The organism is Rhizobium sp. BG4 (genome assembly GCF_016864575.1).
Classification (GTDB): Bacteria; Pseudomonadota; Alphaproteobacteria; order Rhizobiales; family Rhizobiaceae; genus Rhizobium.
Map to the genome: position 1 here is coordinate 1,265,172 of NZ_CP044125.1, position 23,292 is coordinate 1,288,463.

Consider the following 23,292-nt stretch of genomic DNA (forward strand, 5'->3'; position numbering starts at 1 on the left):
GCGATCCATCGCCTCATTGAGCCGGGCAACAATCTTCTATCCTCATCGACACGGGTCCGCCCTGGGCCCCTGCCAACGCTTTGGTTTCACACATGCGCCTGATTGTCGTCAATGACGTGTCCGTTGTCCGGGGTGGCGCCACCAAGGTTGCGATCCAGTGCCTGGAGGCATGCGTCGATGCCGGGGTCAACTGCACCTTCTTCGTCGGCGACGACGGGGCGGGGCTCAAGGAATACGGGCTTGATGTGCGCACCATTGCGCTCGGCGAAAAGCCGCTGCGCGACGGCCCTGCGATCGCCAATATCTTCGACCGGCATTTCAACAAGCGGGCCTATGAGGCGCTTTCCGGCCTGCTCGCCGAATCCGCCGACGAGACTGTCGTGCACGTGCATGGCTGGAACCAGATCCTCTCGCCTTCGATCTTCCACGCGCTGTCGCAGAGCAAGGCGCGCGTCATCATCACCGCCCACGACTTCTTCCTCAATTGCCCGAATGGCGGCCTGTTGAACTACAAGAGCGGCGAGATCTGCTCGGTGACGCCGATGTCGATGAGCTGCCTGACCACCAATTGCGACAAGCGCAACTATCTCCACAAGCTCTGGCGCTTCCGCCGGACCTTGGCGCAGGCGGGTGTCGGCGATGCCTTCTGGGAGCGGATCGAGGTGATCCTCGCCCATGAGAACATGGAGGCCTATCTGACGCCGGGACCGCTCAAACATTTCCAGACGCTGCGCACGCCGACCGAACCGCTGACCCGCCAGCCGACCGAACCCTGGCTGCGCGACCGCATCATGTTTCTCGGCCGCATGACCTGGGAAAAGGGTGTGCGGACGCTCGGCGAAGCGCTGCGGATGACCGGCCAGGCGGCGACGCTGATCGGCCGCGGGCCGCTGCTCGAGGAAATGCAGAAGACCCTGCCGCATTGCTGGGTGCCGGGCTGGCTGGATGATGCCACCGTTGCCAAGCTCGCCGGCGAGGCGCGCGTCTTCATCATGCCGTCGCGGATGCCCGAGCCCTATGGCCTGGTCGCGGCAGAGGCGATCATGAGCGGCATTCCGCTGATCGTCAGCAGCAATGCGCTGATCTCGGAAGAGATCGCGGCGAATGGCGCCGGATTGGTGTTCAAGAGCGGCGATGCCGCCTCGCTCGCCGATGCGCTCAACAAGGTCAAGAGCGACAGCCTTGTCCAGAAGCTCACCGAGGGCGCCCGCGCCTTCGGACAAAAGATCGCGCCCTCCCGCCAGGAATGGGACCAGCGGATGATCGCGATCTACACGGGGGAAAATGCCTTTCTTGCGGCCTAGGAGGGATCATGGCGCGTGCATTGGTGACTGGGGGATGCGGCTTCGTCGGCCGGCATCTATGCGAGCGGCTGCTTGCCGAAGGAATCGGCGTCGTCTCGGTGGACTTGATCAAGCCGGGCACCGGCGCGCTGCCGCCGTCGCCCAGGCTGCTTTCCAACCGCCGTTTCACCTTCCTGCAGGAGGATTGCCGCAGCTATTTCGAACGCACGGACGAGCATTTCGACTATGTCTTCCATCTCGCGGCACTCGTCGGCGGACGGATGACGCTGGAGAACCAGACGCTTCTCGTTGCCGAGGATCTCGCCGTCGATGCCGCGCTCTGGCGCTGGGCGGGCGAGAGACGCCCGGGCAATGTGGTCTATTTCAGTTCGAGTGCCGCCTATCCCGTTTCGCTGCAGACCTTCGAGGCGCAGACGATCCTCTCCGAAGACATGATCTCCTTCGACCGGCCGATCGGCGTGCCCGACCTCAGCTACGGCTGGACGAAGCTGACCGGCGAATATCTGATGAAGCTCTATGTCGAGCGCTACGGCGGCCGCGCCGTCGCCTACCGCCCGTTCAGCGGCTATGGCGAAGACCAGGACCTAGCCTACCCCTTCCCCGCCATCTGCCGCCGCCTGATCCGCGAACGCGGGGCGCCGAACGTATCCGTCTGGGGTAGCGGCCACCAGTGCCGCGACTTCATCCACATCTCCGACTGCATCGGCTTCGTCATCGATACGATGGACGCCATGACCTCAGGCACCAGCCTCAACCTCTCGACCGGAAAAGCCACCTCCTTCATCGAACTCGCCAGACTGATCGCCCGCGAACTCGGCTGGTCACCGGAGGTAAACGGCACCGCCAGCCGCCCGGAAGGCGTGTTCTACCGCTGCGGGGATACGGCGCTGCAGCGGGAATTCGGGCTCGCCCCGAAGGTGAGCCTTGAGGAGGGGATCAGGCGGTCGCTGGCGTTTCATCGGGAAATGGAAGTGATGGCTTACTAACGATCCTGCGGCGACAGCATTCGCCAACCCTAGCAGCCTCAGCCGCTTCGAATCGGTGCATAGCGGTGTAGCACGTATGTTGACGTGAGTTATAAACTCGAGTCATCGCAATTTTGTGAAAGGTCAAAACAACTCAGACTAGATCAAAGCTTCCGAATATATATTATTCGACGATCATTATCGGTGTCGAATCAGGCGGCTAGAATGCTGAGTGTTGACAAAGTCCAAAGGTCCCGGCTGATTTTGGCTACCAGTGGGGCTATACCATGTGAGGGCGAAACCGAGTCACTAGTCTCGAAGGTCAAGCGTCGCATAGTATCTTACGCCGCTCAAAAAATAGGTGACCTTCCTCAAAACCTCGCAGATCTTCCCGAGTACGATAGTATTGAAGGACATCTTTCGACAATTTCATTCTCGGTCGGGGATCACTCGATTTAGATTTTACGCCTATCGGAGCCTGATGAGACCACAGCTGGGAGATTCTGGATTGTTGAACTGTCAATCGGAGTCTTTACATCCGAGATTCTTTTTGGCTGTCGACTATACTGTTACTCGCGCAACTACGATTTTGATTTTATCCCGGCCTCACCTCGAATTTTCAAATCCATTGTCGAGGAGTTCGGCCTAGCTGAATACGGAACCCGCCTAGTTAAGAAGGCGACAAAAATGGATAGCGCCGAGGAGGTAGACCTCCTTGTCGATCTCATCAAAAACGAAAAGCGCTGGCGTAACGTTATCGTCTTGGCAAGTGACGACAATTTCGATTGCTCAATTGATCAAAACAGACTTGCGCACAAGCTTGGCGGCATAGCTCACGTCTATTTCGTTACCCCAAAAGCGTCGTTCGCGCTCTCGAATAAACTCGGTAACGTTCTTTCAGTATTCGACAAAGGTGTCCGTATGTATCGTCCCAAATTTGGCGACGACGACGACAAGACCAGCCATCCGTTAATGATTAGGCGACGACTCGATAACATATCGATTGAAGATCGCCTACGATACGAAGAGTACCTTATATCAGAATGCTTTCGAGCATCGATAGAGCGCGAAAATCTGCCGAAGATTGTCCCGAGCTTTGTCGACGTCAAATTTGCAGCCTCAAAGGCCAATCTCACACAGCTTGGCGAAAGCGACGCGCCATCAGCGGGGCAGAAGATTGAGGCAGAAGTTGCCGCGCGGATAGCGGCGGAGTCCCAAGTCGGCGAAGCTCTGGCAATGGCGTTGCAAGAAGAGGATATGAGAAAAACAGCTGAGCAGGAACGCGATACCTATCGTTCTCAGCTTTTCGCAATTAAGGATAGAATTTCGACCCTGGAAGCTCGGCTCGCGCAGGCTGGGGAAAGCATAGAAATCGGCGACCGCCCGACAACCTATGATGCGATTGCCAACTGGGTAGTTACAAATTTTTCCGGAAAGCTTGTGCTCCATCCCAGAGCACAAAAGGCGCTTAAATCTGCGACCTATCAAAACGCAGAGGAAGTAGCTGCAATCCTTTCCATCTTAGCCAACGAATATCGAAACGTATTGTTGGGCGAATTGAGACGGGAAGATTTCGAACAGATTTTGAACGAGAAACACATCGAAATCAGCGGATCGATAAGCGAGGAAAAAGCAAAGAACTTCGGCGATGAGTATTATGTAGTTTGGGCAGGCAAGAAGAATTTCCTGCATGGCCACGTGCAGAAAGGAAACTCTCGTGACGACCGGTTTTGCCTTCGCATTTATTTTTTCTGGGATGCTATCGACAGCATCATCGTCGTGGGTTGGCTGCCATCGCACCTTAAGAACCGCCTGTCCTAGATCAATGGAATCCCCCATCAACCCCTTGTTAAACCTTTATTGACCATAATCGCCGCCTCAGGCGCGGTATTGTAGGCGTTCACCGGACCTCTGCTGCCTTTACTCGCGTAAGACGGAGATGGTCATATGGAATGTGCGGCGAAGACGCGGGCGGGTCAGGATGGGAAGGGGTTTGGCCTCTTTTCGGCGCTGGCGCGGCAGGCTGTGCGGGCTGTCGTAGCGTCGTTTCTGGCGGTGCCGGCCTTTCTCGGGTCCGAGGTTGCGGCTGCTGCCGAAGACCGGGCGCTGAAGCTTTATTTCACCCATACCGGCGAAAAGGCGACGATCACCTTCAAGCGTGACGGCAGGTTCGATCCGCGCGGCTTGAAGCAGATCAACCGCTTCCTGCGCGACTGGCGCCGCAACGAGCCGGCGCGCATGGATCCGCGGCTGCTCGATCTCGTCTGGGAGGTCTATCAGAAGGCCGGCGGGCGCGATTACATCCATGTCGTCTCGGCCTACCGCTCGCCTGCCACCAACAACATGCTGCGCACCCGCTCGCGCGTGACGGGCGTTGCCAAGAACAGCCAGCACATGCTCGGCAAGGCGATGGATTTCTATATTCCGGGCGTGCAGCTCGCCAAGCTGCGCGGCATCGCCATGCAGATGCAGGGCGGCGGCGTCGGCTACTACCCGAAATCCGGCTCGCCCTTCGTGCATCTCGACGTCGGCCGGGTGCGCGCCTGGCCGCGCATGTCGCGCCAGGAGCTGGCGCGGATCTTCCCAAGCGGCAAGACCATGCATGTTCCGGCCGACGGACGGCCGCTGCCGGGCTACAACCAGGCGGTCGCCGAATATAGGAAGCGCGGCAGCGTGAAGACCGTCGAAGTCGCCTCCGTCGAGGACGACGAGGATACGGGCAACAGTGCTGCACTTCCGAGCAAGCTCGCGACGGCGCTGGTGCCGACGCCGCGCAGCAGCGTGAAGCGCGACATTCCGATGCTTTCGGCCGTGCCGGTTCCTGAAAAACCCGCACCCGAGAGCTATACCAATCTCGCCTCGCTCAGCGTGCCGCTGCCGGTTCTGCGGCCTGGCAGCGAGAAGGCGAATGCGCCTGTCGATCCGGTGCAGACGGCCTCGATCGATCCGGTCGCCATCCGCCCGGAAATCCGCCCCGCCGGCCCCTCCTTCGGCACCAGCGCGCTTGCCTCTCTGAAGCCGAGCTCGATGCCCGGCGCGCAGGCCGAGCTGATGGCGGCGCTGCCGCTAGCCAAGTCGCCGGAGCTCGATGGCGGCGTTTCCAGCATTTCCGACGAGGCACTGATGGGCTGGGCGCTGCATGGCAACGGCCGCGAGCTCGGCATGAGCGCGCCGCGCATCATCCGCCGGGCGATCCTTGCCGATCACAGCATGGCCTACGAGATCCTCGACGACGAAGAGGAAGCCGACGACGCCGAGTTCGATGTTGACCGCTTCGGGTCCGATCAGGCAGGCTGAGGGGATGGGCGCCGCCTGAGCGCCCCTCTGCGCCTCGCGATGGCGCGTGCCTGAATGGAGTCTTGAGAATTGAGTACCGCTTTCGTCAAGGAAGAGAGCGCCGAAACCGCGGCAGAAACCCACCTGCCCGACCGGCCGATCTCGCCGCATCCGAACCTCGTCACCGAAGCCGGGCTGAAGGCGCTGGAAGCACAGCTTCAGCAGGCGCGAGAGGGCGTGGAAGCCGCAGCCGGGATCGACGACGTCAACGAGAAGCGCCGCCAGACGGCCATTCCGCTGCGCGATTTCCGCTATTTCGCCGAGCGCGTGCGCACCGCGCAAGTGATGCCGGCACCTACCTCCAACGACATCGTCGCTTTCGGCAGCACGGTGACCTTCAGCCGCGACGACGGCCGCGTGCAGACCTACCGCATCGTCGGCGAGGACGAGGCCGACCCCAAGGCGGGGTCGATTTCGTTTGTTTCGCCGGTGGCGCGGGGGCTGATGGGCAAAGGTGTGGGTGATGTCGTGATGGTGGGCGACCAGGAGCTGGAGATTACGGCGATCGGGTAGTCTTCACGGGTCGTCATCCTCGGCCCTGTGCTGAGGATCTAAGGAGTCCCTTCGGCTGCCGTTACACACCAGTCAGCCGTTGCAGATGCTCGGGACAGGCCCGAGCATGACGGCGTGGTGGTGGGTCGCAGGCCAACCAGAGGCGGCTTACGCCGCCTCCTTCTGCCCGCGGTAGGGATCGAAGCGGCCGTAGAAGGTTTCGCCCTTGGCGGCCATGTCCTTCAGGAGCGGCGTCGGCTTGAAGTGCGGGCCGTAGGAGGCCGCGAGCTTTTCCGCCAGTTCGACGAAGGCCTTGGCGCCCATGCCGTCGATATAGCTGAGTGCCCCGCCGGTGTACGGCGCAAAGCCGAAGCCGAGGATGGAGCCGACATCGGCCTCGCGCGGATCGGTAACAATGCCTTCCTCGACGGTGCGGGCCGCTTCCAGCGCGATGGTGACGAGGAAGCGCTGCTTCAGCACCTCGATATCCACCTCATCGGCCTTCTTCTGCGGATAGAAGGTCTTCAGTTCAGGCCAGAGCGATTTCTTGGCGGGCTTCGGCGGGTAGTCGTAGAAGCCCTTGGTGTTCTTGCGGCCGAAGCGGCCTTCCTTCTCGACCATGCGGGCGACGAGCTCCATATGGCGCGGGTCGATCGCCTTGTCGCCCAGATCGGCGACGGTGGCCTTGAGGATCTTCAGCGACAGGTCAATCGCCACCTCGTCGTTCAGCGCCAGAGGTCCAACAGGCATGCCGGCCATCTTGGCGGCATTCTCGATCATGACGGGCGGCACGCCTTCGATCAGCATGTCATAGCTCTCGGCCATGTAGCGCAGGACGCAGCGGTTGACGAAGAAGCCGCGGGTGTCGTTGACGACGATCGGCGTCTTCTTGATCGCGGCAACATAGTCAAGCGCCACGGCAAGCGCCTTGTCACCGGTTTCCTTGCCGAGGATCACTTCGGTCAGCATCATCTTCTCGACCGGCGAGAAGAAGTGGATGCCGATGAAATCCGCCGGGCGCTTCGAGCTCTTGGCAAGGCCGGTGATCGGCAGGGTCGAGGTGTTGGAGGCGAAGATCGCACCCTCGGGCAGCACTTCCTCGACAGCCTCTATCACGGCCTTCTTGACGTCGCGGTCCTCGAAGACGGCTTCGATGACGAGGCCGGCATCCTTGAGATCGGCGTAATCGGCAGACGGGGTGATGCGGGCGAGGATCGCGGCTGCCTCATCCTGCGTCAGCCGGCCCTTGCCGACGGAATCCTTCGCCAGCCCCTCGCCTGTCGCCTTGCCCTTGCTGGCTGCGTCGATATCGCGGTCGATGAGCGTGACTTCGAGACCGGCAGCGGCCGAGACATAGGCGATCGAGGCGCCCATGAAGCCGGCGCCGACGACACCGATCTTCTTCAGCTCGGTCTTCGGCTGACCGGCCGGGCGGCGCGCACCCTTGCCGAGTTCCTGCATCGAGATGAACAGCGAGCGGATCATCGAGAAGGCTTCGGTGGTCTGCAGCACCTGGGTGAAATAGCGCTGCTCGATCTTCAGCGCCGTATCGAAGGGCACCTGCAGGCCTTCATAGACGCATTTCAGGATGGCGAGCGCGCCCGGATAGTTACCTGCCGTCTCGCGGCGCAGGATCGCCGGTGCGGCCGGCCAGAGCTGCGCGGAAGCCGGCGTCCAGATGCCGCCGCCCGGAACCTTGAAGCCCTTTTCATCCCAGGGAGCGACCGGTTTCAGGCCATCCTTGATCATCTGTTTGGCAGCCGGGATCAGCTGATCCGGCTCGACAACCTGATGCACGAGGTTCATCGCCTTGGCGCGCGAAGCGGAGAGCGACTGGCCCGTCGTCATCATCTGCAGCGCGGACTGCGCATCGGCGAGGCGCGAGACACGCTGCGTGCCGCCGGCGCCCGGGAAGATGCCGACCTTGACTTCGGGGAGCGCGATCTTGACCGACTTGGCATTCGAGGCGATGCGGCCATGGCAGGCGAGCGACATTTCGAGCGCGCCGCCCATGCAGGTGCCGTTGATCGCCGAGACCCACGGCTTGCCGCAGGTTTCAAGCTTGCGGAACAGGCCGGTCATGCGACCGACGAGATCGAACAGCTTCTGGGCGGCCGTATCCGGATTGGCGGCTTTCTCGGTCTGGTACAGCGTGAACATCGACTTGATCATCGACAGATCGGCACCGCCGGAGAAGGACGACTTGCCCGAGGTGATCACCACGCCCTTCACGGCGCTGTCGGCGACGGTGGCGTCAACGATGGCGTTGAGCTCCTCCATCACCTCTTCGGTGAAGACGTTCATCGACTTACCGGGCATGTCCCAGGTGACGAGCGCAATGCCGTCTGCGTCGGTCGCGAGGGTGAAATTCTTGTAGGTCATGGTCTTTCCTCCCTCAGACGCGTTCGATGACGGTTGCCGTGCCCATGCCGGCGCCGATGCAGAGCGTGACCAGCGCGGTGTTCAGATCGCGGCGCTCCAGTTCGTCCAGCACTGTGCCGAGGATCATGGCACCGGTGGCGCCGAGCGGGTGACCCATGGCGATCGCGCCACCGTTGACGTTGATCTTGTCGTGGTCGATGTCGAAGGCCTGCATGTAGCGCAGCACGACGGCGGCGAAGGCCTCGTTGAGCTCGAAGAGATCGATATCGGCGAGCGACATGCCGGTGCGCTTCAGGAGCTTTTCGGTGACGTCGACGGGGCCGGTCAGCATCAGCGCCGGGTCGGAGCCGATATTGGCGAAGGCCTTGATGCGGCCGCGGGCTTCTTGCCGAGGCTTTCGCCACCGGCCTTGGAGCCGAGCAGCACGGCGGCTGCGCCATCGACGATGCCGGAGGAATTGCCGGCGTGGTGGACGTAATTGATACGCTCGACCTCAGGGTGGGCCTGGATGCCGACAGCTTCGAAGCCGCCCATCTCGCCCGGCATCTGGAAGGACGGGTTCAGCGAAGCCAGCGCCTGCATGTCGGTGCCGGGGCGCATGTGCTCGTCGTGGGCCAGGATCGTGAGGCCATTCTGGTCCTTCACCGGGATGACGGAGTTCTTGAAGTAGCCTTTCTCCCAGGCGGTGGCGGCGCGCTTCTGGCTTTCGACGGCATAGGCATCGACGTCGTCGCGGGAGAAGCCGTATTTCGTGGCGATCAGATCGGCCGATACGCCCTGCGGCATGAAATAGGCCGGGAAGTTGACGGAGGGGTCCATGAACCAGGCGCCGCCGGACATGCCGAGGCCGACGCGCGACATGCTTTCGACGCCACCGGCAATCACGATGTCATCTGCACCCTGGGCGATCTTGCCGGCGGCGAAATTCACGGCGTCGAGGCCCGAAGCGCAGAAACGGGAGATCTGCATACCGGGCGCACGGGTAGAATAGCCTGCTTCGAAGGCAGCCGCCTTGGGATCACCGCACCGGCATCCATGACCGGATCGACGCAACCCATGATAATGTCATCGACGGTGTTGGTGTCCAGCCCGTTGCGATCGCGGATCGCTTCCAGCGTCTTGGCGGCAAGGCGCACGGACGGCACTTCATGCAACGAGCCATCCTTCTTGCCGCGGCCGCGCGGCGTGCGCACGTGGTCGTAAATGAATACGTCGGTCATCGTCTTTTCTCCCTCGCGGCGTATGGCGCCGTTCAACTCAGAATGCTTCGGCGGCCAGTTCCATCATCGTGTCGGCGCCGGTTTCGATGCGGGCCTTGCGCAATGCCGTCTCCGGCATGATGCGCTCCATGTAGAACTTGCCGGTGACGAGCTTGGTCTTGAGGTAGTCGGCACGGGCGCTATCGCCATTCGCAAGCGCGTCTTCGGCAGCCTTCGCCATCTTCGCCCACATATAGCCGAGAACGACGAGGCCGAAGAGGTGCATGTAGTCGGTCGAGCCGGCGCCGGCATTGTCGGGCTTGGCCATGGCGTTCTGCATGAACCACATGGTCGCCGCCTGCACGTCGTTCAAGCCCTTCTTCAGATGCTTGGTGAAGAAGGCGAGCTTTTCGTCGTTGCGGTTTTCCTCGCAGAAATCGCCGATCTCCTTGAAGAGCGCCATGACGGCGCGGCCGCCGTTGAGGCCGAGCTTGCGGCCGACGAGGTCGAGTGCCTGGATGCCGTTGGCGCCTTCGTAGATCATGGCGATACGGGCATCGCGGACATACTGGCTCATGCCGTGTTCTTCGATATAGCCGTGGCCGCCGAAGACCTGCTGGGCCATGACGGCGTGGTCGAAGCCCTTGTCGGTCATCACGCCCTTCAGGATCGGGTGACAAGGCCGAGGATATCGTCGGCCGTCTGGCGTTCCTTGTCATCGGCAGAGCGGTGGGCGATATCGGATTTCAGCGCGGTCCACAGCAGGAAGGCGCGGCCGGCCTCGTTGAAGGCGCGGATGGTCATCAGCGAGCGGCGGATATCCGGATGGACGATGATCGGGTCGGCCTTCTTGTCCGGCGCCTTCGGGCCGGAGAGAGAACGGCCCTGGATGCGCTCGCGGGCATAGTTGACGGCGTTCTGATAGGCGATCTCGGAGATCGACAGGCCCTGCAGGCCGACACCGAGGCGGGCTTCGTTCATCATCACGAACATGGCGTTGAGGCCGCGGTTTTCGGCACCGATCAGGTAACCGGTCGCCTCGTCATAATTCATGACGCAGGTGGCGTTGCCGTGGATGCCCATCTTGTGCTCGATCGCGCCGCAGGAGACGGCATTGCGGTCGCCCGGCATGCCGTCTTCCTTGACCATGAACTTCGGCACGATGAAGAGAGAGATGCCCTTGGTACCCTCCGGCGCGCCCTCGATGCGGGCGAGCACCAGATGGACGATATTGCCGGTCATGTCGTGTTCGCCGGCGGAGATGAAGATCTTCTGGCCGGAGATCTTGTAGCTGCCATCGCCCTGAGGCACGGCCTTGGTTCGCAGCAGGCCTAGATCGGTGCCGCAATGTGGCTCGGTCAGGTTCATGGTGCCGGACCATTCGCCGGAAACCATCTTCGGCAGGTAGGTCTGCTTCTGCTCGTCGGAACCGTGGACGAGGATCGCGGCGATCGCGCCCTGCGTCAGGCCCGGATACATCATCAGCGACATGTTGGCGGCAGAGGTATATTCGCCGACGGCAGCGTGCAGCGTGTAGGGAAGGCCCTGCCCGCCGAATTCTTCCGGCACGGCGAGCCCGGTCCAGCCACCCTGGCAATAGGCATCATAGGCGGCCTTGAAGCCCTTCGGCGTGGTGACCGAGCCGTCGTCGCCGCGCTTGCAGCCTTCCTGATCGCCTGAATAGTTGAGCGGGAAAAGCACCTCTTCGGCCACCTTCGCAGCCTCGCCGAGGATCGCCTCGATCATGTCAGGTGTCGCGTCCGCAAAGCCCGGGAGATTGTTGTAGCGCTCCAGACCCAGCACGTCGTTCAGGACGAAGAGCGTGTCATTAACCGGGGCCTTATAGACTGGCATCGTTCGAATTCCTCCAATTCGCAGACCGGACCGAGACCGGCACATGGGAGTGTCTTACAAAATATTGACGTTTGCGTAAACGTCAAATTCTGCATTTGCTCGAATTTGTGATGAGGATCACGGACAGCGGATCGACGGAGATTTCCGCCTGGAGGTCAGTGAAGTTCGGCCGACAGCGCGGCGCTTCTGCGAACGACGTCGCTCATGGTTTTCAACAGTGAGGAAAACTCCTCGAGGACGAGGCCGAAATAGGCGTCGTCGGTCTCGGCGAGTGCCGTAACCGAGGCGCAGGCATTGAAGATCAGCTTGTCTAGATTGTCGCTCTGATCGAAGAGGCCCTCGGAAAGCTCGTCATCGCGCAGTGTGTGAAGCTCGTCGACAATCTTGCGGATGAGCGAGCGCCGCTGCCAGCGATGCATGCCGGAGATGTTCTTCTGCGCATGCCGGATTTCGGACATCAGATTTCTATGCAAGAATCAGCCCTCGTGAGCCGCCCACTCTAGCTGCGCTTTGTAACGCTATCGTGTGAGCCTCGGGCGCAGGCAATTTGCCATCAGTTCCTGTTTGGTGGCGAAGTGGCCGAAGAGCTGGACAAGCTCGCGCTCCTGCTTGCGATCCAGGCCTTGTTTGCGGGCGAAATCGCTGACACTCCAGACTTTTCTGGAATCCTGTAGCGATGTGACTTTGGGGTCGACGTGCGAGCTCATGGGACCGCCCTCCTTCAAGGCGTCAAATCAACGCCGAGGACTACCCCTCAGTTCCTGCCGATCACGGCTTTTTGCTCTCTGTACGAAAGAAGACAAAGGGCGGGAAAACGCGCTGGAATTGTCGGGAAGCGCTCCGCTCAACCGTCCTCGGATTGTTCAACCCCAAAAGGCAACAGAGGAGGACTTCTCATGACCCGGATCTCGAACAATCTCTGGTTCGAAAAGGACGCCCAGCAGGCAGTGGATTTCTATGTCTCCGTAATCCCGGACTCGACCTTCATCCGCTCGACCGTCATTCCCGCTGATACGCCGAGCGGGCCGGAAGGCAGCTGCAAGGTGATCGAATTCCGGCTCGGCGACCAGAACTATCTGGCGCTTGAGGCAGGACCGCTCGATGCCTTCAACCATGCCTTCTCGATCATCGTCGAATGCGACAGCCAGGCCGAGATCGACCGCATATGGGATGCGTTTCTGAGCAATGGCGGAACGACGGAAGCCTGCGGCTGGCTGAAAGATCGCTGGGGCCTCTCCTGGCAGATCACCCCGCGCGTGCTCGGCGAGATGATGGCCGATCCGGATCGTGCCAAGGCGCGGCGGATGACGGCAGCGATGCTGCAGATGGTGAAGCTCGACATGGCCGAGCTGCAGGCAGCCTTCAGCGGCTGAGTGCGGCGCCAGTCACAGGTGGAGCGGCCTTGGCGAATTTCTTCGCGCCGGCGACGCAGGCAACCACGGCCAGCGTTGCCGCCAGCATGCTCCAGCTGACGCTCTCCTTGAGCAGTGTTGCCGCCAGCACCAGACTGAAGAACGGCTGCAGCAGCTGCAACTGGCCGACACCGGCGATGCCGCCAAGCGCCAGGCCGCGATACCAGAAGATGAAGCCGATCAGCATGCTGAACAGCGACACATAGCCAAGGCCAAGCCAGGCGGGATTGCTCATTTCAGGCAAGGTCTGCGGCATCGCAACGACCGACAGGACCAGCATCAGCGGCAGCGACAGGACGAGCGCCCAGGAGATCACCTGCCAGCCGCCGAGCTTGCGGGAAAGGCGCGCTCCCTCGGCGTAGCCCAAGCCGCAGACGACGATCGCCGCGAGCATAAGGAGATCGCCGACCGATGTCGCGCCATCGCCCTGCGCCAGCGCGAAGCCGGCGACGATGGCGCTGCCGAGGCAGGAGAACAGCCAGAAGACCGGCTGCGGCCGTTCTCCGCCGCGAAGCACCCCGAAGATCGCCGTAGACAGCGGCAGGAGACCGATGAAGACGGTCGAATGGGCCGAGGTGATATGCTTCAGCGCGATTGCGGTCAGCAGCGGAAAGCCGATGACGACGCCGAAAGAAACGACCGCGAGCGAGACGAGATCGCTGCGCAGCGGGCGCTTCTCGCGAAAGAGTATCAGCAGGCCACCTGCCAGAATGCCGGCGATCACCGCCCGCGCGACGGTGAGGAACAGCGGGTCGAACCCGGCAACGGCAACACGGGTCGCGGGAAGCGAACCGCTGAAGATGAGAATCCCCATAAAGCCACTGAGCCAACCGGCTGCCGTCTTGTCCATGTGCGCATGCTCCTGTTCTCGCCCGCTATGAACCCGAAGGCATGGCATTGCCAGCAACAGTACGGTACAGTTTGCGCAAACTGTTATGGACACGGATACAGTACAGATGGATCAAGCGGTCAAAAACCTGGACAGTGGCAAGCGCATCGGTGCCGTAATGACGGAAATCCGCCGGCGGATTGCCGGGCGGGAACTGGTACCGGGGTCGCGCCTGCCATCGGTGCGCGCTTTCGCGAAGATCATGCACGTCTCGGCCTCCACCGTCGTCGAGGCCTATGAGCGACTGGCAGCGGAGGGGCTGATCCGCTCTCGCCCAGGCTCCGGTTTCTATGTCTCGAGCTCGCCGCAGCCGCTGACGCTTTCGGAGATCGGGCCGAAGCTCGACCGGGCGATCGATCCGCTCTGGGTCTACCGGCAATCGCTGGAGGACAGCCCCGATCTCCTGAAGCCCGGATGCGGATGGCTTCCGGAAAGCTGGATGCCGGTCGATGCGATCCGAAAGGCATTGCGCACCATTGCCCGGGGAGAGGATGCCGTTCTTGCCAATTACGGCACGCCGCTCGGCCAGCTTCCATTGCGGCAACTGCTTTCCCGGCGGATGAACGAGCGTGGCATTCCCGCCTCCCCCGACCACATCATCCTGACGGAATCCGGCACGCAGGCGATCGATCTGGTCTGCCGGTTGCTGATAGAGCCCGGCGATACGGTCATCGTCGACGATCCCTGCTATTTCAACTTCCATGCATTGCTGCGCGCCAATCGCGCCAAGGCCATCGCCGTGCCGATGACGCCGCAGGGGCCGGATATCGAGGCCTTTGCGCAGGCGATCGAGCAGCACAAGCCGCGGCTATACATCACCAATTCCGCCATTCACAATCCGACCGGGGCCACCTGCTCCGCCGTCGTCGCGCACAAGCTGCTGAAGCTCGCGGAACGGGCCAATCTGACGATCATCGAGGACGACATCTTCGCCGATCTGGAACATGAGCCCTCCCCGCGCCTTGCCGCCTTCGACGGCCTGGAACGGGTCGTGCATGTCGGCAGCTTCTCGAAGACACTTTCCACCTCAGTGCGCTGCGGCTTCATCGCGGCCAAGCCGGAATGGGTCGAGCCGCTGATCGATCTCAAGCTGGTGACGAGCATCGGCGGCGGCCGGCTGAATGCCGAGCTGATCCTCCTGCTTCTGACCGACGGCAGCTACCGCAAGCATCTCGATACGCTGAAGGTGCGGCTTTCGAAGGCGATGGACGAGACGATCGGGCGGCTGGCGCCGCTCGGCATCACGCCCTGGATCAGGCCGCAATCCGGGATCTTCCTGTGGTGCCAATTGCCTGACGGGATCAATGCGGGCGATATCGCTCAGTCCTGCCTTGCCGACAATGTCGTGCTGGCGCCCGGCAATGCCTTCAGCACGGCGCCGGAGGGGAGCCGGTTCCTGCGCTTCAATGCCGCGCAATCCGGCGATCCGCGCATTTACCGCGCGCTTGAGAAGGCCCTGAAGGCGGCGCGTCACATGCCGGCGATCAGGTAGCGGTCGCGGCCCGCGGCCTTTGCCTGATAGAGCGCGGCATCGACGACCTTGAGGAGATCGATGCGATTGCTCCCTGCCTGTGGCGCCAGCGCTCCGCCGATGCTGAGACGGGCACCGACCGATATGCCGTCGACCTCGAAAGGTTCGCGGAAAGCGGCGACAAGGCGCTCGGCCACGGATGAAAGTGCAGCAGCATTCGGCGGATTGGGGATGAAGACGGCAAACTCGTCGCCGCCCATGCGCACGGCAATATCACCGGCCCGGATGACGGCGCGGATGCGGTTTGCCGCCTCGCGCAACACTTCGTCGCCGGCATGGTGGCCGAGGCGGTCATTGATGCCCTTGAACCCGTCCATGTCGAGATAGAGGGCGCCGAAGGTCTGGCTCGCCGCAAGCGACCGCTCGAGCTCGCCATCGACGAGGCTCGCGAGCGCCGTGCGATTGTAGAAGCCGGTCAGCGGATCGGTCATTGCCGCGGCGCGCAGGCTGGTTTCGGCAAGGCCCATGACCATGTTGGCCTTCTGCAGGCGCAGCAACGCACCCGCGACCAGCGCGAAGCGGCTGAGATTGCCGATCTCGGCATCGGACAAATCCCGCGGTTCCACATCGAGAATGCAGAAGGCGCCGACGGCCAGGCTGCCCTCCATCTCGATCGGCGCGCCGGCATAGAAGCGGAAATGCGGGTCGCCGGTCACATAAGGCATATCCGACAATTCGGGATGGCGCTGCAGATCGGGAACGATGACGAGATCGTTGGCGTAGACGACACGGGTGCAGATCGAGAGATCGCGCGAGCACTCGGCGAGCTTCATCCCCGCCTAGCCGGCAACGCGCTGCCAATCCTCATCAATGATATTGATGGCCGCGAAGGGTGTTTCGAAGACGCCACGCGCCAGCTCGGCGAGAGCCGCAAGCTCCGGCGTCGAACTGCGGCTTACGGCATTCAAGGCGCGGACCGCCAGCAGCCGTTCTGCTTCATTGGCGGGGAGCCGGACGACCTGTCCCATTCATACCTCCGTCAGTTCGCAACCCGTTGCTAAAACATGATGTCATGATTTGTCAGGGCAAGGGCAAAGTTTGACGAATGTTAACAAGGCGTTGCCAGCAGCAATGTCTGGCAGCGGACATTGGCGCGGAAAGCTGGTAAACTGATTTCGGGCTTGCAACCGGAGGAGCGCATGGACGACCGTCAAGCCATTTCAGATCTGATCGAGCGGCAGTTTGCCAGTCTTAGCTGGGCGCATGGCACTGGGCCCGATGCCGAGGGCTTCATGGAGGATTTCCATCCGGATGCCCTGCTATTTGCCTCGGCGCGTCCCGCAAGAGCACAGACGCCGCGGAAATTCCTGGAGCGCATGGAGGGGCTGTCGCAGACGTCGCTGCGCGCCTTTGCCGAACATTGTCCGGCGCGAGAAATCCGCATCTTCGGCAATGTTGCCGTTGCGGTTGCCGCCTGTGAGAACGTCGAGAACAATCGCGAGCGCAGCCGCAATGTCGAGATGATGCTGCTGGTGAAGGACAGCAGCGGCTGGAAGATCGCCGCGCAGGCATGGGACAAGATGACGCCGGGCCAGAGCTTTCCGGACTGGCTTTCGTAAGGCGGTTGCTTCCCGCGACAGGTGCGTTACATTTCGTTGGCTAACCGAAGAACGAGCTTGGGAGGAGCGACTTCATGAGACGGATGTGGCCTGAGGAGTTCAATTTCATCCTGAACGGCGCGGAGGAAGTGACGCTGGATATTCCGGCGACCGTGCACGAAGACGGCTCGCATGGCGAGGCGACCCATCGCCAGGCGCTGCGGGTGCGGATTTCGCAGCAGGATTACGAGCGCATCTGGCCGCTCGCCGAGGCGCGCTACCGCCTCGACGGCAAATTCGCCGGCAAGGCGATCACGCTGATCGCCAACAATCCACATTACCATACCTGGCATCCTGCCGATGGCGGCACCGCGGACGAGACATCGGACAGCGGCAGGCACTACACGACGAAATATGTCGTCGTGCATTTCCTGCTGGATGACGTGCGGGAGGCAGCGGCGGCCTGAGGCCGCCCGCCCTTACGCCTCATCAAGCGCCAGCGTGAGATCGGCAATCAGGTCGTCGGGATGCTCTATCCCGATCGACAGGCGGATCGTTGATTCCAGCACGCCGATGCGCTGGCGCACATCTGCCGGCACGCCCGAATGCGTCATCGTCGCCGGATGGGAGGCGAGCGATTCCGTTCCGCCGAGGCTGACGGCCAGCTTGAAGATCTTCAGCGCGTTCAGGAATTTGAACGAGGCCGGCTGGCCACCCCTGATATCGAAGGAGAAGGTCGAGCCAGCACCGCTGCACTGGGCCGTGAACGTGCGGCCGACCGGGGACTGCGGATCGTTGTAGGGCAGATAGTGAATCTTCTCGACCTTCGGATGCTCGCGCAGGAAACCGGCGACGGCTTCGGCATTGCTGTTGGCGCGCTCCATGCGGATCTGCAGCGTTTCCAGTGAACGGCCAAGCATCCAGCAGGAATGCGGATCAAGCTGCGTGCCGATCGCCCCACGCAGTGCCTTGACCTGCTTCATCACGGCCTTGCGGCCGAGTGCGGCGCCGGCGATCAGGTCCGAATGGCCGCCGACATATTTGGTCAGCGAATAGAGCGAAATGTCGGCGCCATGCTCGATCGGGCGCTGGAAGACCGGGCCGAGCAACGTGTTGTCGCAGGCGATGATTGGCGTATGGCCCTGCTTTTCGCCGATCGCATCGGCGACACGGCGGATCATCGCGACATCGACGAGGCTATTGGTCGGATTGGCCGGCGTTTCGATGAGGATGACGGAGACGCGGCCCTTGGCCATCGCCTGTTCGGCCGCGGCGTTTACCGAGCTCTCGCTGACACCATCGGCAAAGCCGACGGCGGAGACGCCGAGATTGAGGAAGGTCCTAGCAAGCAGCGTTTCCGTGCCGCCATAGAGCGGCTGCGAATGCAGGACGGCATCGCCGGGACGGACGAAGGCGAGCAGCGTGGTGGCGATCGCCGACATGCCCGACGAGAAGAGCGCGCAGCTTTCGGTGCGCTCATAGACGGCAAGGCGGTCTTCGACGATCTCGCTGTTCGGATGGTTGAAGCGGGAATAGACGAGACCCGCACCCTTGCCCTCCGGCGGCTCCTTGCGGCCGGAGACATAGTCGAAGAAATCCCGGCCATCCTCGGCGGACTTGAAGACGAAGGTCGAGGTCAGGAAGACCGGCGGCTTGACGGCGCCTTCCGACAATTCCGGATCATAGCCGTAGTTCAGCATCTGGGTTTCCGGATGCAGGGCGTGATTACCGATATGGGTTCTCGACGGGTGCGGCGCGGTCATGAAACGTCTCCTCAAACAATGTCACGGACTTCGCCCGGCAAATTATATCAGATGCAGCGGCGGGTTCTTGCTATTTGGCGCGGCCTGATATTGTTGGAAGCAACTTCTTGCGGAGATCAGCGAAAAGTGACGCAGAAAATTGCCGATACCATCGACCGCCGTATCCTCAAGGAATTGGCGGCCGACGCGCGCATCACCAACAACGAATTGGCGGAGCGCGTGGGGCTTTCGGCATCGGCTTGTTTGCGGCGGCTGCGGCGCCTGGAAGAGACCGGCGTCATCCAGGGTTACACCGCGATGATCGACCCGGCCGTCGAGGGCTGGACGATGACGGCGATCGCCTCGGTGCGGCTCAGCCGCCAGCACGAAGACGAGATCCGGATGTTCGAGGATGCCGTGCGCGGCTGGGACGAAGTGCTGGAATGCCACCTCGTCACCGGCTCGAAGGACTATGTGCTGAAGGTGATGAGCGCCGGGCTCGAACAATACGAGCGGTTCATCAAGGACAAGATCGCCAAGCTGAAGTGCGTCGACACGATCGAGACCAGCTTCGTGATGAACACCATCAAGGCGCGGCGCTCCTGAGCGTCAAAAATGCCCACAAAGCCTCAAGTGTTAAAAAATTCTCACACAAATTAACGGGTTGTTTACCACGTTTCGTGAAAGGTGCGCGGTGAGCAGTGGTGATCCGCATTCCTTTTCCTAGTCTCGCGTTTTTCGTTGGAATGCCGCTACGCCGTCCAGTTTGAGGAAAGTCTAAAAAACTAAACTCGGATGAAACGGTCTCTCAAGCCAATAGCCGAACCCTGACGAGGGACGCGGCAGACGAAGCGAGCAAGAAGATGAACGGATCGCGATCAAATTCTCCCCGGAGCGCCGACAGGTCCTCCCTCGACGCGCTGAACCGCACGATCGAAGGGCTCGAGGCGCGTATCGAAGGGCTGATGGGCACCAATGGTCCGCGGGATCCGGCGCCACGGGCTGCTGCTCCCGAACGCGATAGCTACGCACGTTCCTACGAGCCGCGGCCGGCCTACGCCGCCGCCGAGCCCCGTCCAGACCCGCTCGCCGAAATCCGCCAGCGCCAGCGCATTCTCGAAGCCGGCCGCGAACGCGCAGCCGCCGAACGTGCCGCCTACCGCGAACCCGTTCCTGCGCCGCGCGCACCGGCTACGGCCGCCGCTCCCGTCTACGGCGCCTCGAACGACACGATGACCGAAATCGCCCAGGCGCTCGTCAACCTGCGCCAGGATCTGAAGCGCGACATCTCCGAAGGCGTGACGCGGGAGATGAATGCACTGCGCGGTGAGCTCCGCGAGATCAAGTCGAGCGCTCAGGACAACCGTTTCGCCGACGACATCCGCGCCGATATGGGCCGGCTTGCGCACAGCATCGACCAGCTCTCGCACCGCTCCGCGAGCCCGGAAGCCGCTGGCCTGCGCAGCGAATTCGACGAACTGCGCTCGCTGATGGATGGCTTGGCCCGCGAAGATTCCGTCCGCCACATGGAGCGCCGCTGGGACAGCTTCGAAAATCAGCTGCACACGATCGACACCGCCGGCCTTCAGGAAGAACTGGTTTCGCTCGCCTACCGGCTCGACGACATCAAGCGCCATATCGGCGGCATGGGCGAGAGCCCGGCTGTCCGCGCTCTCGAAGACAAGCTGATCTCCATTGCCAGCGCGATGGAACAGTTCGGCAGCATGATCCAGCCGCATGACCGGGCGATGTCCGAGCAGTTCGCGGCGATGGATACGCGCCTCGACGAAATCAGCCGCGCCATTGCCGCCAGCAGCCGCAATGCCTCCAACGGCGACCCGGCGCTGATGCACCGCCTCGAAGGCCGTCTCAATGCGCTCGGCGAGCAGATCGACCTGATGGGCCGCAGCGTTGCCAACCGCACGGCACCGGCCGATGGCCTGACCGACCGGCTGGAAATGCTGACGCGCCGCGTCGAGGAGCTGGCCAATACCAAGGCGACGGCCCATCTCGACGAGCGGCTTGAGCAGCTGTCCTACATGCTGGAGCGCGCCCAGAAGGCCGCACCGCAGCCCGACCTCAACCGCACGCTGGCCGATATCTCCAGCAAGATCGACGCGCTGGAAACCGGCGCCGTCAACGACGTTCTTGCCGAGCGGCTCGACTATCTCGCCCGCCGCATCGACCAGATGGAAATCCAGCCGGCTCCCGTCATGGCGGCACCTGCCATCGACGACAGCGCTTTCCGCCGGATCGAGGGACGTCTTAGCGACATCGCCGCCCGTCTCGAAGAGAGCACCGCGGCACCGGCAACCGACTCGCGGGCGCTGAAGAGCCTCGAAGACCAGATCGCCAATCTCTCCACGCTGCTCCACGAGCCGCGTGCAGATGCCGGCATCTCCGCCGATCTCGACCGCCGCATGGGCGCCATCGAAGATTACATGGCGACCAGCGACGAATATATCATCGAGGCTGCCCGCCAGGCGGCTGAAGCGGTCGTCGAAGCCTATTCGCGCAATGGCGGCCTGCAGGCCGGCAGCGTTCCGGCCGCCGACATGTCGGCTCTGAATGCGCTGGCCGCCGATCTTCGCCACCTCGAAGACCTGAGCCGCAGCGGCGAGGAACGGACCCACAAGACGTTCCAGGCGCTGCATGAAACGCTCGTCCATATTGCCGACCGCCTCGACGACATGGAAACGCGCAACCGGCCTGCCGCCCGCATGCCGGCCGCCAATGTCGATTTCGAAGTCGACCCCTATTCGCTGATCCCTGCCGGCGCAGAGGCGGAAAAGCCTGCGGTGTTCGGCACCAAGGGCGTGGCGGCACCGCGCGCAGCCGTGGCTGAAGCCGTTGCGCCGCAGCCGGCCCCGGCTCCCGCCGTCAGCGAAACCAGCGCCATCGCCATCGAAGCCGCCACCAAGCCTGCGGCCGAAGCCAAGCAGAGCAAAAGCCTGTTCCTGGCGATCGGCAAGAAGCTGATGCCCGGCAAGAAGGCGCCGAAGGCCGATGCCGCCGAGCGCACGATCATCGATCCGGCTCCGTCCATCGACCCTGTCGATGTCGTGCCCGGCGAAGAGGCCAACGAGCTTCTCGAGCCCGGCTCCGGCGCGCCTGACGTGAAGAAGATCCTGGAACGGGTTCGCGCCAGCCAGAGTGCGGCGCGCGCCAACCCGAAACCTGCCTCGGAAAACGACCGCGCCGACTATATCGCCGCTGCGCGCCGCGCCGCCCAGGCCGCCGCTATCGAATCCGACCCGAAAGCCCAGCCGCTGAAGGCCGACAAGAAGAGCAAGGCGCCGAAGCCTGCCGGTGGCGGCAGCGCCTTCTCGCGCTTCCGCCGTCCGCTGCTTCTGGCAGCCGGCGCCGTGCTTCTGGCGATCATGGCATTCCCGCTTGCCCGCACGCTGACCACAGGCCAGAGCGCACCGCCCGCCGAAGTCGCGGTCATGAGCGATGCGAACCAGGCTCCGGCAACGGCAGACACAGCGGCCGTACCGCAGATCGACAACCAGGCGACAGCCAATCTCGAAGCACCGGCGGCACCAGAGGCCGTTCCCCCGGCCGCCGATCCGGCACCGGCATCACCGGCCGATCACCTGACCGATGCCGCACCGCTCGATGGCGAAGGTGCTGCGACGCTGACGCCGGGCGCTCCGGCTCAGGATGCCACGGCCTTTGCTCCGAAGGATGCTCCGGCCACCACCAATGCGGCACCGGCACAGCCTGAAATCGCTGTTCCCGATGTAATCCAGCCGACGGCACTTGCCGATGCGGCACGCGGCGGCGATGCGCTGGCCCTGTTCGAAATTGCCGCCCGCTACAGCGAAGGCCGCAATGGCGTCACCGCCAGCGAAGCCGATGCGGTCAAGTGGTACCAGATGGCCGCCGACAAGGGCTTTGCCCCGGCGCAGTACCGTCTCGGCAGCATCTACGAGAAGGGCACCGGTGTCGCCCGCGACATCAACAAGGCCAAGGGCTACTACGAGCAGGCTGCCGATCAGGGCAATGCGAGCGCGATGCACAATCTCGCAGTGCTCTATGCCTCCGGCGCGCTCGGCCAGCAGGACTATGCGACGGCTGCCAACTGGTTCACCAAGGCCGCCAATCTCGGCATCACCGACAGCCAGTTCAACCTCGCCATCCTCTGCGCCCGCGGCAATGGCGTGACGCAGGATCTCGGCGAGAGCTACAAGTGGTTTGCGATCGCTGCCAAGGGTGGCGACAAGGACGCCGGCGCCAAGCGCGACGAAGTCGCCAAGGCGATGAAGCCTGCCGACCTCGACAAGGCGAAGGCGACAACCGAGGCCTGGAAGCCGCAGCAGCTCGACAACAAGGCCAACGGCATCGACGTGCCCGACGCCTGGACCGGCAAGGGCACCAGCACCTCAAGCGTCGACATGAAGAAGGCGATCCGCAACATTCAGGCGATCCTGAACAATAACGGTTTCGACGCCGGCACGCCTGACGGCGAGATGGGCGCCAAGACCGTTTCGGCGATCAAGAGCTTCCAGAAGTCGATCGGTCAGGATCCGTCCGGCAAGATCAACGACGATACGGTCAAGGCCCTGCTGGAGCGCAACGCCAAGAACGCCACCAAGGCATAAGGCGCCAATCAGGCCCTCGCCTCGAAGAATCACGACGACCCTTT

General features: G+C 62.4%; 16 protein-coding genes and 3 pseudogenes. 11 read left to right on the forward strand and 8 right to left on the reverse strand.

Going from position 1 to position 23,292, the window contains the following annotated elements; all coding sequences use genetic code 11:
* Window positions 1-92: 92 nt before the first annotated feature.
* From F2982_RS06655 to greA, 5 genes are all read left to right on the forward strand, one after another.
* Window positions 93-1,304 carry a glycosyltransferase family 4 protein gene (locus F2982_RS06655; RefSeq protein WP_203429611.1) on the forward strand — a complete coding sequence of 404 codons (1,212 nt, stop codon included), beginning with the start codon at window positions 93-95 and terminating at the stop codon, window positions 1,302-1,304.
* A gap of 8 nt (window positions 1,305-1,312) precedes the next feature.
* On the forward strand, window positions 1,313-2,290 hold the full coding sequence (locus F2982_RS06660; protein ID WP_203429612.1) for an NAD-dependent epimerase/dehydratase family protein: 978 nt from the start codon (window positions 1,313-1,315) through the stop codon (window positions 2,288-2,290).
* 666 nt (window positions 2,291-2,956) lie between these two features.
* On the forward strand, window positions 2,957-4,090 hold the full coding sequence (locus tag F2982_RS06665) for a hypothetical protein (protein WP_203429613.1): 1,134 nt from the start codon (window positions 2,957-2,959) through the stop codon (window positions 4,088-4,090).
* Window positions 4,091-4,216: 126 nt separating this feature from the next.
* The gene (locus F2982_RS06670) at window positions 4,217-5,566 is read left to right on the forward strand and encodes a DUF882 domain-containing protein (protein WP_203429614.1); all 1,350 of its coding nucleotides are present in this window, start codon (window positions 4,217-4,219) and stop codon (window positions 5,564-5,566) included.
* A 69-nt stretch (window positions 5,567-5,635) separates the two neighbouring features.
* Complete coding sequence (gene greA / locus F2982_RS06675) at window positions 5,636-6,118, forward strand: transcription elongation factor GreA (protein WP_203429615.1); 483 nt, start codon at window positions 5,636-5,638, stop codon at window positions 6,116-6,118.
* Window positions 6,119-6,265: 147 nt separating this feature from the next.
* Here greA and F2982_RS06680 read toward each other — a convergent pair whose 3' ends face one another.
* The 5 genes and pseudogenes from F2982_RS06680 to F2982_RS06700 form a co-directional block, all read right to left on the reverse strand.
* Window positions 6,266-8,479: an FAD-dependent oxidoreductase gene (locus F2982_RS06680; RefSeq protein ID WP_203429616.1), complete on the reverse strand. Its 2,214-nt coding sequence runs from the start codon at window positions 8,477-8,479 to the stop codon at window positions 6,266-6,268.
* 13 nt (window positions 8,480-8,492) lie between these two features.
* A pseudogene (locus F2982_RS06685) lies at window positions 8,493-9,699 on the reverse strand (acetyl-CoA C-acetyltransferase).
* A gap of 37 nt (window positions 9,700-9,736) precedes the next feature.
* Window positions 9,737-11,532: pseudogene (locus F2982_RS06690) on the reverse strand (acyl-CoA dehydrogenase C-terminal domain-containing protein).
* Window positions 11,533-11,687: 155 nt separating this feature from the next.
* Window positions 11,688-11,990, reverse strand: coding sequence for a hypothetical protein (locus F2982_RS06695; RefSeq protein ID WP_112713450.1), 303 nt, complete (start codon window positions 11,988-11,990; stop codon window positions 11,688-11,690).
* Window positions 11,991-12,050: 60 nt separating this feature from the next.
* Window positions 12,051-12,239: a hypothetical protein gene (locus tag F2982_RS06700; protein ID WP_203429617.1), complete on the reverse strand. Its 189-nt coding sequence runs from the start codon at window positions 12,237-12,239 to the stop codon at window positions 12,051-12,053.
* Window positions 12,240-12,428: 189 nt separating this feature from the next.
* Between F2982_RS06700 and F2982_RS06705 the strand changes: the two genes are divergently transcribed.
* Complete coding sequence (locus tag F2982_RS06705; RefSeq protein ID WP_203429618.1) at window positions 12,429-12,905, forward strand: VOC family protein; 477 nt, start codon at window positions 12,429-12,431, stop codon at window positions 12,903-12,905.
* Here F2982_RS06705 and F2982_RS06710 read toward each other — a convergent pair.
* Entirely contained in the window at window positions 12,895-13,794 is a 900-nt protein-coding gene (locus tag F2982_RS06710; protein WP_203429619.1) for a DMT family transporter, read from the reverse strand. The genes F2982_RS06705 and F2982_RS06710 overlap by 11 nt on opposite strands.
* A 106-nt stretch (window positions 13,795-13,900) precedes the next feature.
* Here F2982_RS06710 and F2982_RS06715 point away from each other — a divergent pair, with 106 nt between their 5' ends.
* Window positions 13,901-15,325 (forward strand): PLP-dependent aminotransferase family protein, encoded by a 1,425-nt coding sequence (locus F2982_RS06715; RefSeq protein ID WP_203429620.1) that lies wholly within the window; start codon window positions 13,901-13,903, stop codon window positions 15,323-15,325.
* Here the strand turns inward: F2982_RS06715 and F2982_RS06720 are convergent.
* Window positions 15,304-16,332, reverse strand: a pseudogene (locus F2982_RS06720) (sensor domain-containing diguanylate cyclase). The gene F2982_RS06715 and the pseudogene F2982_RS06720 overlap by 22 nt on opposite strands.
* Window positions 16,333-16,503: 171 nt before the next feature.
* Between F2982_RS06720 and F2982_RS06725 the strand changes: the two are divergent.
* Both F2982_RS06725 and F2982_RS06730 read left to right on the forward strand, forming a co-directional pair.
* Window positions 16,504-16,923, forward strand: coding sequence for a hypothetical protein (locus tag F2982_RS06725; protein WP_112713460.1), 420 nt, complete (start codon window positions 16,504-16,506; stop codon window positions 16,921-16,923).
* Window positions 16,924-17,006: 83 nt separating this feature from the next.
* Window positions 17,007-17,369, forward strand: a complete 363-nt coding sequence (locus tag F2982_RS06730; protein WP_025555261.1) for a hypothetical protein — start codon at window positions 17,007-17,009, stop codon at window positions 17,367-17,369.
* Window positions 17,370-17,381: 12 nt separating this feature from the next.
* Here the strand turns inward: F2982_RS06730 and F2982_RS06735 are convergent, their stop codons facing one another.
* Window positions 17,382-18,665 carry a cystathionine gamma-synthase family protein gene (locus tag F2982_RS06735; RefSeq protein WP_203429621.1) on the reverse strand — a complete coding sequence of 428 codons (1,284 nt, stop codon included), beginning with the start codon at window positions 18,663-18,665 and terminating at the stop codon, window positions 17,382-17,384.
* A 126-nt stretch (window positions 18,666-18,791) separates the two neighbouring features.
* Here F2982_RS06735 and F2982_RS06740 point away from each other — a divergent pair, with 126 nt between their 5' ends.
* Window positions 18,792-19,250, forward strand: coding sequence for an Lrp/AsnC family transcriptional regulator (locus F2982_RS06740; RefSeq protein ID WP_025555263.1), 459 nt, complete (start codon window positions 18,792-18,794; stop codon window positions 19,248-19,250).
* A gap of 257 nt (window positions 19,251-19,507) precedes the next feature.
* A complete protein-coding gene (locus F2982_RS06745; RefSeq protein ID WP_203429622.1) occupies window positions 19,508-23,248 on the forward strand; it encodes a peptidoglycan-binding protein in 3,741 nt (1,246 codons plus the stop codon).
* Window positions 23,249-23,292: the final 44 nt, after the last annotated feature.

Excerpts from the sequence above, each read along its gene's own strand:
- F2982_RS06655 (WP_203429611.1), top strand. The coding sequence starts at position 93 with ATGCGCCTGATTGTCGTCAATGACGTGTCCGTTGTCCGGGGTGGCGCC.
- F2982_RS06660 (WP_203429612.1), top strand. The coding sequence starts at position 1,313 with ATGGCGCGTGCATTGGTGACTGGGGGATGCGGCTTCGTCGGCCGGCAT.
- F2982_RS06665 (WP_203429613.1), top strand. The coding sequence starts at position 2,957 with ATGGATAGCGCCGAGGAGGTAGACCTCCTTGTCGATCTCATCAAAAAC.
- F2982_RS06670 (WP_203429614.1), top strand. The coding sequence starts at position 4,217 with ATGGAATGTGCGGCGAAGACGCGGGCGGGTCAGGATGGGAAGGGGTTT.
- F2982_RS06680 (WP_203429616.1), bottom strand. The coding sequence starts at position 8,479 with ATGACCTACAAGAATTTCACCCTCGCGACCGACGCAGACGGCATTGCG.
- F2982_RS06695 (WP_112713450.1), bottom strand. The coding sequence starts at position 11,990 with ATGTCCGAAATCCGGCATGCGCAGAAGAACATCTCCGGCATGCATCGC.
- F2982_RS06700 (WP_203429617.1), bottom strand. The coding sequence starts at position 12,239 with ATGAGCTCGCACGTCGACCCCAAAGTCACATCGCTACAGGATTCCAGA.
- F2982_RS06705 (WP_203429618.1), top strand. The coding sequence starts at position 12,429 with ATGACCCGGATCTCGAACAATCTCTGGTTCGAAAAGGACGCCCAGCAG.
- F2982_RS06710 (WP_203429619.1), bottom strand. The coding sequence starts at position 13,794 with ATGGACAAGACGGCAGCCGGTTGGCTCAGTGGCTTTATGGGGATTCTC.
- F2982_RS06715 (WP_203429620.1), top strand. The coding sequence starts at position 13,901 with ATGGATCAAGCGGTCAAAAACCTGGACAGTGGCAAGCGCATCGGTGCC.
- F2982_RS06725 (WP_112713460.1), top strand. The coding sequence starts at position 16,504 with ATGGACGACCGTCAAGCCATTTCAGATCTGATCGAGCGGCAGTTTGCC.
- F2982_RS06730 (WP_025555261.1), top strand. The coding sequence starts at position 17,007 with ATGTGGCCTGAGGAGTTCAATTTCATCCTGAACGGCGCGGAGGAAGTG.
- F2982_RS06735 (WP_203429621.1), bottom strand. The coding sequence starts at position 18,665 with ATGACCGCGCCGCACCCGTCGAGAACCCATATCGGTAATCACGCCCTG.
- F2982_RS06745 (WP_203429622.1), top strand. The coding sequence starts at position 19,508 with ATGAACGGATCGCGATCAAATTCTCCCCGGAGCGCCGACAGGTCCTCC.